The 13,806-nt window shown below is 44.4% G+C and carries 15 protein-coding genes and 1 riboswitch; of the genes, 3 read left to right on the top strand and 12 right to left on the bottom strand.

The features are described 5' to 3' along the window. Positions 1–96: 96 nt before the first annotated feature. From DEF30_RS02630 to DEF30_RS02620, 3 genes are all read right to left on the bottom strand, one after another. Positions 97–471: a PH domain-containing protein gene (locus DEF30_RS02630; RefSeq protein WP_031577020.1), complete on the bottom strand. Its 375-nt coding sequence runs from the start codon at positions 469–471 to the stop codon at positions 97–99. A 269-nt stretch (positions 472–740) separates the two neighbouring features. Beyond that, a complete protein-coding gene (locus DEF30_RS02625) occupies positions 741–1,898 on the bottom strand; it encodes a glycerate kinase (RefSeq protein WP_294096205.1) in 1,158 nt (385 codons plus the stop codon). A gap of 23 nt (positions 1,899–1,921) precedes the next feature. Then, positions 1,922–3,202 carry a GntP family permease gene (locus DEF30_RS02620; protein WP_294096203.1) on the bottom strand — a complete coding sequence of 427 codons (1,281 nt, stop codon included), beginning with the start codon at positions 3,200–3,202 and terminating at the stop codon, positions 1,922–1,924. 145 nt (positions 3,203–3,347) lie between these two features. On the opposite strand from DEF30_RS02620, the gene DEF30_RS02615 reads away from it, so the two are divergent. Further along, positions 3,348–4,466, top strand: coding sequence for a sugar diacid recognition domain-containing protein (locus DEF30_RS02615; protein WP_294096201.1), 1,119 nt, complete (start codon positions 3,348–3,350; stop codon positions 4,464–4,466). 131 nt (positions 4,467–4,597) lie between these two features. Here DEF30_RS02615 and guaA read toward each other — a convergent pair whose 3' ends face one another. The 9 genes from guaA to groES all read right to left on the bottom strand — a co-directional run bounded on the left by guaA (position 4,598) and on the right by groES (position 12,237). Then, on the bottom strand, positions 4,598–6,130 hold the full coding sequence (guaA, locus tag DEF30_RS02610) for a glutamine-hydrolyzing GMP synthase (RefSeq protein ID WP_074911865.1): 1,533 nt from the start codon (positions 6,128–6,130) through the stop codon (positions 4,598–4,600). 10 nt (positions 6,131–6,140) lie between these two features. Beyond that, positions 6,141–7,598 (bottom strand): IMP dehydrogenase, encoded by a 1,458-nt coding sequence (gene guaB, locus DEF30_RS02605; protein ID WP_294096198.1) that lies wholly within the window; start codon positions 7,596–7,598, stop codon positions 6,141–6,143. Positions 7,599–7,663: 65 nt separating this feature from the next. Next, positions 7,664–7,763: riboswitch (purine riboswitch) on the bottom strand. Positions 7,764–7,865: 102 nt separating this feature from the next. Then, a complete protein-coding gene (locus tag DEF30_RS02600) occupies positions 7,866–8,420 on the bottom strand; it encodes a hypothetical protein (protein WP_294096195.1) in 555 nt (184 codons plus the stop codon). Continuing rightward, positions 8,417–8,755: a type II secretion system protein gene (locus tag DEF30_RS02595; RefSeq protein ID WP_294096194.1), complete on the bottom strand. Its 339-nt coding sequence runs from the start codon at positions 8,753–8,755 to the stop codon at positions 8,417–8,419. The genes DEF30_RS02600 and DEF30_RS02595 overlap by 4 nt, the downstream gene beginning before the upstream one ends. Before the next feature lie 88 nt (positions 8,756–8,843). After that, positions 8,844–9,368: a helix-turn-helix domain-containing protein gene (locus DEF30_RS02590; RefSeq protein WP_294096192.1), complete on the bottom strand. Its 525-nt coding sequence runs from the start codon at positions 9,366–9,368 to the stop codon at positions 8,844–8,846. 86 nt (positions 9,369–9,454) lie between these two features. Beyond that, positions 9,455–9,919, bottom strand: coding sequence for a hypothetical protein (locus tag DEF30_RS02585; RefSeq protein WP_294096190.1), 465 nt, complete (start codon positions 9,917–9,919; stop codon positions 9,455–9,457). Then, on the bottom strand, positions 9,916–10,119 hold the full coding sequence (locus DEF30_RS02580) for a helix-turn-helix transcriptional regulator (protein WP_294096209.1): 204 nt from the start codon (positions 10,117–10,119) through the stop codon (positions 9,916–9,918). The genes DEF30_RS02585 and DEF30_RS02580 overlap by 4 nt, the downstream gene beginning before the upstream one ends. A gap of 201 nt (positions 10,120–10,320) precedes the next feature. After that, positions 10,321–11,937, bottom strand: a complete 1,617-nt coding sequence (gene groL / locus DEF30_RS02575; RefSeq protein ID WP_294096188.1) for a chaperonin GroEL — start codon at positions 11,935–11,937, stop codon at positions 10,321–10,323. Positions 11,938–11,955: 18 nt separating this feature from the next. Further along, positions 11,956–12,237: a co-chaperone GroES gene (groES, locus tag DEF30_RS02570; protein WP_074911872.1), complete on the bottom strand. Its 282-nt coding sequence runs from the start codon at positions 12,235–12,237 to the stop codon at positions 11,956–11,958. Positions 12,238–12,567: 330 nt separating this feature from the next. Between groES and DEF30_RS02565 the strand changes: the two genes are divergently transcribed. Together DEF30_RS02565 and DEF30_RS02560 are read left to right on the top strand one after the other, a co-directional pair. After that, positions 12,568–13,203, top strand: a complete 636-nt coding sequence (locus DEF30_RS02565) for a TIGR01906 family membrane protein (RefSeq protein WP_294096186.1) — start codon at positions 12,568–12,570, stop codon at positions 13,201–13,203. Positions 13,204–13,266: 63 nt separating this feature from the next. Beyond that, entirely contained in the window at positions 13,267–13,677 is a 411-nt protein-coding gene (locus DEF30_RS02560) for a HutP family protein (protein WP_031577000.1), read from the top strand. The last annotated feature ends 129 nt before the right edge of the window (positions 13,678–13,806 follow it).

The raw sequence follows: 13,806 nt of genomic DNA, 5'->3' as shown, positions 1-13,806 counted from the left end.
CTTTCTGGCGCAATTCCTGTAAAGACAGGCTCCTGATAGATTCAAAACATCTACTGTTCTATCCTATATAGGTCATCAGAAAGATCCTCTTTCTGATTAAAGTACTCTTTCTGAAATCATGCGGCAGATTCCAGATACATCCGCACGGCTCACAAATTCAAACTTCACTTTTCCAAGCCCGGAAAACCAGAGCTCCAGTTCACTGTCAAGGTCCAGAACTCCAGCGGTTTCTACTGAAAAAGCCTGGATTTTGCTGTAGGGCAGTGAAGATATGTCCTTCTTCTTTCCCGTGATCCCCTGAACGTTGATGGCAAAGATTCTTTTGCTTGTGAAGACCACGCCATCACGGATACCTTGGAAGGAAGCCAAAATATTTTCTCCCTCCACAAATAGAGGTGAGATGAGTGATGCATAGGAGTTTTCTCCTACAGGACGCAGCTTCATAAAAGAGGCATTTTGAAAATCAATCATTTTTATTCTCCTTTGCTTTTTATTATTTATTCTTTCTATCTATATTATCATAGGACACCATAAAACTAGACATATATTTCACAATATTCTAGATGTTTACTTCATATAATCTTAGGATTTAAGTTCATATATTTTAAGTCAATTCATAAGATACTACTTTTACTTAAACATCACGTCTGAACAAAAGAAAAGAGAAATGACGCATCACACATCATTTCTCTCTAAAGTTTTTCTTCTGTCTTTTATCACGTCAATGTACTGAATCTATACTAGATTTTTTCACTCTTCTTTATCAGTCTGACAATGTTCTCTGTGGTTCTTGCAATATTTTCGGATCCTTCCTGTAGAAGCTTTTCCAGTTCTGATGCGCCCGGTGCAATGCCAAATATGGCGTCAAACCCAACCTCATAAAGGCTTTCAATCCCTTCACCAATCATCCCTGCAATTCCAACTACAGTGATTTCTTCACAAACTTCCTTCGCAGTTTTTGCCACTCCATAAGGGGTCTTTCCAAATTTTGTCTGGAAATCTATGCCTCCCTCACCCGTGAAGCAGTAGGCTGCTTCTCTCAGCTTTTCCTTGAGATTCGTATACTTAATGACAATCTCAACCCCTGGTTTCAAGGTGCAGTTTGTAAAGGCAAGAAGTCCAGCACCTAGTCCACCTGCTGCCCCGGCGCCTGGTATGTCAGAAACATCTAGTCCAAGGTCACGCTGAATTACATTCGCATAATGTCTGAGATTTTGATCCAGAATCTCAACCACGTGAGGAGCAGCTCCTTTCTGAGGACCAAAGACATGGGATGCTCCTGTGGGACCGCATAAAGGATTTGTCACATCACAGGCAACTTCGAAGATGCACTCTGATAGACGTGGATCCACTTCGCTTCGATCAATCCGTTCCAGTGAGCTTAATGAGCCGCCCCCCCATGGAATCATGCTTCCATTCTCATCCAGAAGCTTTATTCCAAGGGCTGCTGCCATACCTGCCCCACCATCGTTGGTGGCACTGCCTCCGATGCCAAGGATGATCTTTCGGATTCCTTGGTCAAGGCACTCCTTTATCAGTTCTCCAGTTCCGTAGGTAGTGGTGATCAGGGGATTTTTAGTCTTCTGATCCACAAGATGAATTCCGCTTGCTGATGCCATTTCAATGACTGCTGTCTTTCCATCGCCAAGGATTCCATACATGGCTTCCACCTGGTTCCCAAGAGGTCCCGTGACGATTTTTTTCACAAGTCTTCCTTCTGTGGCATCCACAAGAGCTTGCGTAGTTCCTTCTCCTCCATCCGCCATGGGCACATGGACGATCTGTGCATCAGGACAGGCTTTTCTGATTCCTTTTTCCATGGCTTCGCAGACCTCTTTTGCAGTCAAACTGCCCTTAAAAGAGTCCGGAGCCAGCACATATGTCTTACGTTCTTTCATAAATTCTTCTCCTTAGTTGGGGTTTACAGGATACCGATGACTCCATAGATGATGGTGGATACGATGGTCATGGCCAGTCCAATCATGGACTCATAAGGAATCAACGCCAGTCTTTCTTTAAACGCCATAGATACACTTCCGCCTGTGGCATGGAAGAAAGAACCATGTGGCAGATGATCAAGTACTGTAGCACCCGTATGGATCATTGCTGCACCAGCCAGAGGCGCAACGCCTGCACCAGTTAAAGTACCGCCAAATACACTGCTCGCAACTGCAGATCCTGACGTGGTAGAAGCTGTTGCAGCGGACATGAGGATACCTGCGATAGGAGCCAGCAGATACGTAGGAAGTCCTAATACATCAATGGCATTGATAAATACATCGCCAAGGGTTGAGTTTGAAATAATACCCGCAATGAGACCTGTTCCAAGAAGGATGATGGCTACATTGGTCATTTTATCCAGACCATATTGGGTGTATTCTACGACATGCTTTGCTTTTCCAAGGACGATGACAGCCACAAGCCCTCCCACTGGCAAGGCAAGCATTGGATCAATGTTGATATCAAAGATCGGTCTCAAGGAAAGAAGAACAATGGCTACAACTGGTCCAAGTATAGACTTTCCAAAGGATGGAAGGTTGACAGCATTGGATACTTCTCCGCCTTCCTCAAGGCTGAAACTTGTGCCTTTTCCACTTTTGCTGAGTTTTGTAGCCACCACAAATGTCAATGCGATACCGATGACGGCTGGAATGATGCCCGCCATCATGACGCTGGTCAGTGGCACACCGAAGGAATCGGAAACTGCGATGGCATTGGGATTCGGGGACATCATATTCCCCGCTTTTCCTCCACCAATCATGGCAAGAAGAATTGTTGTTCTTGAAATCTTCAGCTTCTTGGCAATCTCAATGGCAATGGGTGCTACTGTGATGACTGAAATGTCAATAAATACACCCACCATGGTAAGAAGCATGGTGGCGAGAGAAATGGCCAGCAGAGCTTTCTTTGCCCCCAGCTTATCGATGATGGTGTACGCCATAGAAGCAGCTGCACCAGACTTGATTAAGATTCCAGCCATGATTCCTGCGGCAAGGATTCTCAAGATGGCCGTGATCATTCCAGCTGCTCCGCCCTTCATCAGCCCAATGGTGTCCACGATCGACGCTCCGCCGATGAGTCCTCCGAGAATGGCTCCGATGAACAACGCGTAAAAAGGCGCTACTTTCTTAAAGATTAATACGATAGAAACGATGAGTGCAACCAGTGCCCCAAGGGCAGTTATTGTGACTTGTGCGTCCATAAAACGATCTCCTTCAAAGTTGTTATTTTTTTATCCTTCCTTATCTTATCTGATTGTCGTTTACATTCATACGGTACCTGTACTATATTAATCCTTTTCATCTCCATTAATTTTTGTTACAATTACCAAATAAGAGGTGGAAAACATGAAAATATCAAGTAAGCTTGCACAGAATATCGTACAAAGCATCAAGGAAATCATACATCATGAGATCAACTTCATGAACATGGAAGGTGTTATCATTGCGTCTACTGATCCTGTGAGAATCGGACAGCAACATGAAGGCGCTTTAAAAGTATTAAAGACAAAAAGAAGTCTTTCTGTAAAGAATGATGATGAGTTCAAAGGCACAAAGAAAGGGATCAATCTTCCTTTGTATTTTGAAGAGGAGATCATTGCTGTGGTGGGCATCACAGGGAATCCAGAGGATGTGTCGAAATATGTGCACATACTGACAAAAATGACAGAAATTCTGATAAAAGAAGCCTATCTGCAGGAAGTATCCTTTAACACAAAAGAAAATCAGCGCATCATCATTGAAAACTTACTTTACAACACCCAAAGTACAGACTTTGAAAACAACAGCTATCGTGATATCTACAAGTATGATGTCACCATCCCACGAAGAGTTGTACAAGGAATGTTTCTGACCGATCATGCTGTAGATACTGCTCTTTATAAATACTTGCAGAAAATGGTTCCAGATCCCTCTCAAACCATTTTCGCCCTGAACCGGAATACCCTGACCATCCTTTCCACCCTCACAAAGCCTGCTTTATTGCGGCTGAATCTTGCAGCTATACAAGAACTCGTGAAAAATTCTTTTGGATTGGACCTGGTTTTCGGTGTAGGTTCCGTTTGCACCACGAGTGCTGCCTCTAGAAAGTCCTTCTCCGAAGCTCAGAAAAGCCTCATGTGGGCAAAAAACTTATTAAAGGTCCCCATTCAGTTTTATGAGGATTTGGATCTTGGAATCCTCCTTCTTCCGGAGCTCAGTGGCTCCGCCCCTCTCTTTGAGTCAAAAATACTGGGCCGATTGAGTGAAAAAGAGAAAGGGGACTTCATGGTGCTTCTGAAATCCTATGAAAAGCACAACGGTTCCATCACGAGGTGTGCCAATGAGCTGTTTATTCATAAAAACACCTTGCAGTACCGATTGAACAGTCTTCATGAAAAGACTGGCTTTAATCCAAGAGAACTCCATGACTATACCATTTTAAAGCTTGCTTTTCTGATTTATGAAATTGGTCTCCGAAATAGATAACTCTATGTATCCGTGAGTAGTACATCAAAAATAAACTCTTAAAAAACTGTCACAAAAAAGCAGCAAGACATCAATAAAAAATCCTAGAAGTATTTTTACCTTCTAGGATTTTTCTGATTATAGATTTTTTCTTACTCCCACTCTATGGTTGAAGGTGGCTTGGAGGTTACATCATACACGATTCTGTTGACCCCAGGCACTTCATTGACGATTCTTCTGGAAACAATATCCAGTACCTCATAAGGGATTCTGGACCACTCGGAAGTCATCCCGTCTGTGGACTGTACTGCTCTTAATGCAATGAGATGGGAATAGGTTCTTCCATCTCCCATAACACCTACGCTTCTGACATTAGGAAGTGCTGCGAAGTACTGCCAGATGGTTTCATCCAGGCCGTGCTTCTTCACTTCATCTCTGAAGATGAAGTCCGCTTCTCTCACAATCTCCAGCTTTTCTTCTGTCACTTCACCCAGCACACGGATGCCAAGTCCAGGACCTGGGAATGGCTGACGGTACACAAGGTCATGTGGAATGCCCAGCTCTTCTCCAAGGACTCTTACTTCATCCTTGAACAGTTCTCTTAAAGGCTCAATGAGTTCAAACTCGATGTCTTCAGGAAGTCCCCCCACATTGTGGTGGCTCTTGATGACCTGGCTGGTCTCGGTTCCGGATTCCACAACATCAGGATAAATGGTGCCTTGCACCAGATAATCGATCTTGCCAAGCTTATTGGACTCTTCTTCAAAGACACGGATAAACTCTTCACCAATGATCTTTCTCTTTCTCTCTGGATCTTCCACGCCTTTCAGCTTCCCGAGGAATCTGTCCTGAGCATTGACTCTTATGAGGTTCATATGGAATCTCTCTCTGAAGATCTTCTCCACTTCATCCCCTTCATTCTTGCGAAGAAGACCATGGTCTACAAAAATACAGGTGAGGTTGTCTCCGATGGCTTTATGAACAAGAACAGCCGCAACAGAGGAGTCTACTCCACCGGAAAGTGCGCAGAGCACCTTCTTTCCATCAGCCTTCACTCTGATTTCTTCAATCTTCTCCTTGGCAAAATCCTTCATCACCCAAGTTCTCTCAGCTTTGCAGGCACCATGGATGAAGTTTGAAAGGATTTCCTTGCCCAGTACGGAATGGACCACTTCTGGATGGAACTGAAGACCATAAAGATTCTTTTCCTTGTTTTCCATGGCTGCCACTTTGCAGTCTTTGGTAAAAGCGGTAACTTTAAATCCTTCTGGCACTTCCACCACTTCATCCTGATGGCTCATCCAGACCACTGACTCTTCAGGAAGTCCCTGGAACATGACGCTCTCGGATTCAAAATGGATGTGGGACTTTCCGTATTCTTTCACGGTTCCTGTGTTTACTTTCCCCTTCAGCTTATGGGTCATGAGCTGATGGCCATAACAGATGCCAAGAACAGGAATCCCTAAGGAGAAGATTTCTTCACTCACCGTCATGGAGCCCTCCTCATACACTGAGTTTGGACCACCAGTCAGGATGATACCCACCGGGTTTCTTCTCTTGATTTCTTCAATGGATGTTTTTGCAGAGATCAGTTCACTGTAGACACCCGCTTCACGGACACGTCTTGTGATGAGCTGATTGTACTGACCGCCAAAATCCAGGACCAGGATTACATTATTTTCCATATATTCTCTCCTACGCTTCTTTATTGCTGTAATTAGGGGCTTCTTTGGTGATATAGATGTCATGTGGATGGCTTTCCTTCAGACCGTTGGCTGTCTGAACCACAAAGTTTGCGGTCTCAAAGAGGGTAGGAAGATCCTTGGATCCCAGGTATCCCATACCGGAGCGAAGTCCGCCCACCAGCTGATACAGTGTATCTGATACAGGTCCCTTGTAGGCTACTCTTCCTTCTACGCCTTCAGGCACAAGCTTCTTGGCATTTTCCTGGAAGTATCTGTCACTGGATCCCTTATTCATGGAAGTAAGAGAACCCATGCCTCTATAAACCTTATAGTTTCTTCCCTGATAGATTTCAATCTCACCTGGTGACTCCTGGCATCCTGCAAGGATAGATCCCAGCATTACAGCGCCTGCGCCTGCTGCCAGAGCCTTCACGATGTCTCCAGAGTACTTGATGCCTCCATCGGCAATGACTGGAACACCAGTGCCTTCTAGTGCCTCCACACAGTCCATCACTGCTGTGAGCTGTGGAACACCTACCCCAGAAACCACACGGGTGGTACATATGGAACCAGGTCCGATGCCGACTTTCACAGCATCAGCGCCAGCTTCTGCAAGAGCTTTAGCTCCTTCAGCTGTTGCCACGTTTCCTGCGATGACAGGAAGCTCTGGATAAGCGGCTTTGATCTTCTTTACGCCTTCCATAACGCCCTCTGAATGTCCATGGGCAGTATCAAGAACTACTACGTCCACACCTGCATCCACTAGAGCTTTTACGCGGTCCATCATGTTGGCAGTAACGCCAACGCCAGCGCCGCAGAGGAGTCTGCCTCTGGCATCTTTAGCAGCGTTCGGGAAGAGTCTTGTCTTCTCAATGTCCTTGATGGTGATGAGCCCTTTCAGATTGTTGTCCTTATCCACCAGAGGCAGCTTCTCAATCTTATGGGTACGGAGGATTTCTTTTGCTTCATCAATGGTAGTGCCTTCCAAAGCGGTGATGAGGTTGTCTTTTGTCATGACTTCACCGATGGATTTTTCCATATCAAACTCAAAGACCAGATCTCTGTTGGTGACGATGCCCACAAGCTTTCCTTCCTCTGTGATGGGCACTCCGCTGATTCTGTATCTTCTCATGAGCTCGTTGGCTTCTCTTAAGGTCTTATCCGCTGTCAGATGGAAAGGATTCACAATGACACCATTTTCCTGTCTTTTGACCACATCCACTTCATGGGCCTGCTCTTCTATGGACATATTCTTATGGATGATGCCAAGACCACCTTCTCTCGCCATGGCAATGGCCATGGTGGATTCTGTCACCGTATCCATGCTGGCGCTGATGAGCGGAATGTTCAGAGTCAGTGTGCTCGTCAGCTTTGTCTTCACCTGTACATCCTTTGGCAGCACCTCAGACTTGTTTGGTACCAGCAGAACGTCATCAAATGTGTAAGCAGTTTTCAAAATTTTTCCCATGAAAATCCTCCTTATTCTATAAAAAAAGCATACCCAAATTCACCATGGTGACAAGGGTATGCCAAAGAAGCACCTTTGCCACTCATAGACGGAAATTGCGATGGTTTCCGGTAGAAACGCCCTTCCTTATTAAGGGCATATACGAGTAACGCGTTTTTAATTTAAACTTTATTATAGACATCCCCACAGGCAAAGTCAAACACATTTTGCAGGAATTGCGTTGCTTTTCACAGGTTCATAAAAGATAACCTTCACAATCTCCCAATCCTAAAGCAAAATCCCAAAGAACTTATGAAACTCATCAACATGAGAGAGTAGAAGTCCAAAGAACAGAAACGGAAGAAAATAGATTTCCCTTCTGCGTCCAACCACTGCATAGAGGAGACCTAATGCGGAAGCATAAAACAAAGTGTAGAACACATTCCGTCCATAGGCCATAGAGATGAAAAGAAGCACATAAACATCTGCTTCTCCAAAATAGAACTGAAGCTTCCTGCTTTTCTTGTAAAGAGGGAGCAGGAGCATAAAGAGAGCAGCAATATAGCTGTGATGGGTATAAAATCCAGAAAGGGCAAAGGGCACCATGAGATAAAGAGAAAGATTGTAGACTCTTCCAGAATAGTGGTCTGTAAAGACCCCGGAGAGAAATGCGCTGTAGAAGAAGACCTCCAGGAAAGTAAACCTGAAATAATAGGAAGAAAGGACCAGAAGGATTCCATAGAACATGGCTGACACCATCCAGTCTGGTCTTTTCTCTTTCAGCAGGTGCTTTCCAAGAAGGATTCCACCCAGCGGTCCTAAGATTCTACAGAGATGGATCATGAGGAGGGACTTTCCACGCCTTCCGTAAACTCCCGCAGATACTTCAGTGTTTTTTCCTGATTGGGCCCTGAAACCTTATTCCGTGCTGCCTCAAAGTCTGATCCTTGTAATGGAACTTCTTTTAATGTCTTGCTTTCTTCAATCTTCGCTGAAGCCTCCAGATTGTAAACATCCACATAATTCAGCGCTTCCCGAATATACGCTCTTTGCTCCAGTTCATTGGCCTTGCCCACGATGCCCTGATACTTTGGTGCGGACATGGCCATAAGAATACTGGAAATGCCAAGGACAATAAGAAGCTCCACCAGAGAGAATCCCTTTTTCTTGTTTTTCATTATCTTTCCTCCTTTCCTTTGATACCCTCATTATAGGAAGGAGAACCCTGCTTTATTCACTTCAACAAAAAAAGGATGATTGCTCATCCTAATAACTGAGTGATTTCAGTTTCAGCTCCACCGTATGTTCATCCAGAAGAATGATGTGGTATAAAGAGGTGAGCCTGTCTTTCAGCTTCTCCTCCTCCTTATTCCCCCCTGAAAGCTGGCGGTGCACAAAGTAGTAAAGCGCTTCAATAATGCCCACGCCTCCACCTGTGCCAAGCTCTGTCCCAAGCCTTGCTGTATCAGAAAGTTGCCCGCTTTTCACATCTTTCATGACTTCAGTAAACTCCCCTTCCACCAGAAATCTCTCTTTCATGGCATCCACAGCAATCTTCAGCTCCTCCCAGTTTCTTACAACAAACCGTTCCTCTTCTTTCTGGATCTTAAAAAGCTGGTCCAGGACTTCTCCTGGTGAAATTCCCGTGGCATTAGAAAGAGCCGATAGGATTTTCACCGAGTAGCTCTCTGGATCTTTCTTATTTGCACTGGACAGGGTCTGCTGAGAGATCCCAGTCCTTTTCGATACATCATAACGGGTGAGTCCAAACTTTTGCAGAAATACGTCCATACACTGATTCATTTTTACACCTCATACTCAAATATTTTTTACTTAATTATATTTTAGTAAAAAATATCGTAGTAGTCAAGGATTATTTATACTTTGTACGCTTTTATATACTGAAGCAGAAACGCCAACGCATCTGCGGTGGCGATCACAGCCAGAGCTAGAACAAGTCCATGTAGTGTGATTTCCCTCGTGCCAATGAGAACTGGAGCAAAGACAATCATGGCCACAAGGCCTCCAGATAGTGCCAGATAGTTCTTTCTTGAAATGCGTCCAATGATCTCACTGTCGCGCTCATCCTCTTCTGATACAGAAATATCTGCTTTTAGAAAGTGATGAAGTCCGCTTAGTTTTTTTCCTTTCATACTGACGTAAATCATGAGTCCGATGAGGAGAAACACCAATGCTGCTGACAGCAGAACATAGCTGAGATATTTTGCTTCCAGATACTTTCCTTCATAAGCCAGATCAAATGCGCTTTTTGTACGGAACAAAAGATATAGAGACCAGATCAGGATGATGTTGAGCAGTTGTCCAATGACAGTTTTATTCATTTTGTGTCCTCCGTTCTGTAAAATATTTCTTCGATGTGTACCTGAAACAAGTCTGATAGCTTAAAAGCCAGTTCCAGTGATGGCGTATAGCTGCCTTTTTCCAATGCGATGATGGTCTGGCGCGTCACATTCACTTTCTTTGCCAGATCCTCCTGGGTGTACCCAAGCTTCGCACGGAACAGCTTAATATTGTTCTCCATTGCCATTTCTTATCTTCCTCCGTCTTATAGATTCTAAACCGGTTTTATACCTTTATTGTAAAGTTAACTATACATAAAGTCAAGTCTATTTTACATTTTGTATGGTTAACTTTACCTTTCAGGATCAACACTCTCAAAGTGAAGCAAAAAATAAAGACGGTGTCTGAAACACCGTCTTAGATATATATTTATTTTATACTTTTAATACATTCCGCCCATATCTGGAGCTGGCATCATAGGCTTGTCTTCCTTGATGTCCACCACAGCTGCTTCTGTGGTCAGGAAGGTTGCAGCAACAGATGCCGCATTCTGAAGAGCAGATCTTGTAACCTTAGTTGGGTCCACGATACCAACCTTCACCATATCCACCAGTTCTTCTGTAATGATGTTGAAGCCAATGCCCTTCTCGCTGTTCTTCACCTTTTCGATGACAACAGAGCCTTCTACTCCACCATTGATGGCGATCTGTCTTAATGGCTCCTCAAGAGCTCTCTTCACGATATTGATTCCCACAACCACATCTGGGTCTTCACTTGTTAGAGATCCTACTGCATCAATGACGTTGACGTAAGCAGTTCCACCACCAGCAACGATGCCTTCTTCCACTGCAGCCTTGGTTGCAGCCAGAGCATCTTCCATGCGGAGCTTCTTTTCCTTCAGCTCTGTTTCAGACGCTGCACCCACCTTGATGACTGCTACGCCACCGGCAAGCTTTGCCAGTCTTTCTGAGAGCTTTTCCTTGTCAAACTCGGAAGTGGTCTCTTCCATCTGAGCTTTGATGACATGAACTCTATTTTCAATCTCTTCTTTAGAACCTTTTCCGCTGACAATGACTGTCTGGTCCTTATTGATTCTTACGGTATCTGCACTTCCCAGCATATCGATGGTTGCATCCTTCAGTTCTCTTCCGAGCTCTTCAGAGATCACCTGTCCGCCTGTAAGGATGGCGATGTCCTGAAGCATTTCTTTTCTTCTGTCTCCAAATCCAGGCGCCTTAACAGCCACACAGACGAAGGTTCCTCTCAGCTTATTCACAACCAGTGTAGCGATGACTTCGCTTTCAATGTCATCGGCGATAAGAAGAAGCTTCTTTCCTGTCTGGACCACCTGTTCCAGCACTGGAAGGATTTCCTGGATGGTATTGATCTTCTTGTCAGTGATGAGGATGAAAGGATCATCAAGAACTGCTTCCATCTTTTCCGTATTGGTTGCCATGTACGCAGAAACATATCCTCTGTCAAACTGCATACCTTCCACCACTTCCAGCTCTGTACCGAAAGTCTTGGACTCTTCTACAGTAATTACACCCTGAGTGCCTACTCTTTCCATGGCATCAGAAATGAGCTGTCCCACTTCTTCGTCCTGAGCAGAAACTGCAGCTACTCTTGCGATGTCTTCCTTGCCCCCAATGGCAACACTCTGCTCCTTGATGGCTTCTACCGCTTTATCCACAGCAAGCTTGATTCCCTGACGGATGAACATGGGATTTGCTCCCGCTGTCACATTCTTCAGACCTTCCTTGATCATGGACTGTGCAAGCACTGTCGCTGTGGTGGTTCCGTCTCCAGCCACATCGTTGGTCTTGGTGGAAACTTCCTTCACCAGCTGTGCGCCCATATTCTCGAAGGCATCTTCCAGTTCAATTTCTCTTGCGATGGTCACACCGTCATTGGTGATGAGAGGTGCGCCAAACTTCTTTTCCAGGACTACATTTCTTCCCTTGGGTCCTAAGGTAACCTTCACGGTGTCTGCAAGGATGTCCACACCCTTTTGCATCGCTCTTCTTGCTTCTTCTCCATAGATGATTGTCTTTGCCATAATCGTCTACTCCTCCTACTACTCTATAATTGCCAGAATATCGTTTTGTCGAACCACGATGACTTCTTCACCTTCATGCTTCACTTCTGTGCCTGCATATTTGGAGAAGAGAACCTTGTCACCAACTTTAACTTCCATTTCCACTTTATTGCCATCCACATAGCCTCCTGGACCTACTGCAATGACTTCAGCCTCCTGTGGCTTTTCCTTGCTGGAACCTGTGAGGACAATACCGGACTTTGTGGTTTCCTCGGCTTCACGTCTTCTAAGTACTACTCTGTCTCCTAATGGTCTGATCACTTTGACATTCCTCCTATAAACTAACTTTTATTAGCACTCACTAATGTCGAGTGCTAACATCTATTCTTATTATAATTTATTTATTTCCGATTTCAACTAGAATTTTATAGTCATACTCTTAAATACGGCATAAATCCGAACAAAAAAGTAATTTAGCTTCCACTTTCTATAAAAATCTCCAATTATCTTTCAATATCTTTGTTCTACTCACGGCTCCAAAATCATGATATCATTATTCTAATTGGATTGCGAGGACATTCGTTCCTTTCTTTCCCACTAAGAAACGAGGTGAACATGGAAGCCTTTCCAAGATGCTTCCAGAAGCAGCATATGAAAAAATTTAAAGCAGCACTCTACGCACTCATCCACGCCATTGCCGTACTTACAGGCTCGGTGCTTTTAGGTCTTAACACCAGAATCCTCTATTATATGAACATCACAAAGATTCAGGCCCAAAACGGAGACTATGACTATGCGCTTATAAAGAGCAATTACGATATTCTCATCGACTATCTGAATCCTTTTTACCGGGGAAAGCTTCAGCTGAACGGACTTCCCATGTCTCCCCAGGGTGAGTTTCACTTCTATGAAGTCAAGGTTATTTTTGACCTTGTCTGGATCCTTTTTGCCGTCAGTCTGATCCTTTCGATTTTCTTGTTTATTAAAAGGAAACGAGAAAACCAGCTGGGATACTTAAAGGGGGCAGCTGCCTTCACATTTATTCTCCCGATCCTTCTTGGCATCCCTTTTGTCGTGAATTTTTCCAGAGCCTTTGTGGTATTCCATGAGATTGCCTTTTCCAATGATTACTGGATTTTTGATCCAAGGATTGATCCTGTCATCCGAATCTTGCCGGAATGGTTCTTTATGTATGCTGCATTTCTCATCCTCCTCTATATGGTTCTTCTGGCTCTTCTGACGCTCTTACTAGGTAAGACCTTTGGAAAAAAGAAGCAGGACGCCTGAATATTTGATAGAATGAAAGAAAGAACGCAGAAAATACTATGGTGAAATTGTGAGGATGAGGATATGAACAAGAGTTTAGATGTACCAAGAGAAGCCGTAAGACTGGCGCTTACCAGTCGTGAGGAAGAACGGGACTATATAAGGAAGCTGGAAGCCCTTGGTGGAAAAGCCGCCGCGGTGGACATCGGAGGAAACATCTCCATCAGCATCAGCAAGATCCTAGAAAGAGCCCTGGTGGCGTCCAAACGGGTAGGTCTCATTAAGGAAGAGTATGCAGAGGAAGGTGCGGTCATGGGTGCTGCCCGGGATGCTCTCATGCAGGTGCTGGAACGTTCCAACAATCTCAATGTGGGCGGTAAAATCGGACTGGTGCGTATGGGCAATGACCTGGCCGTCTGTATTTATGTGAGCATAGGTCTCCTACACCTTAACGAGTTTGCCATTGGCATCGGACACAGAACTTTAACTGTATAGAAAAACTCCAGCAAGAGGCGCAGTATATCGCGTCTCTTTTATTTTGTGTTCAACTTTCAGAATCTTTCGATGTAGTTGTTTTCATTTTCAAAGTACTTCGAAAATTATATAATTTTACCGCTAATTTTT

The organism is Proteiniclasticum sp., from assembly GCF_003514505.1.
GTDB lineage: Bacteria > Bacillota > Clostridia > Clostridiales > Clostridiaceae > Proteiniclasticum.
The sequence above is the reverse complement of the archived record's forward strand: the minus strand, read 5'-3'. Positions and strand labels throughout refer to the sequence as shown.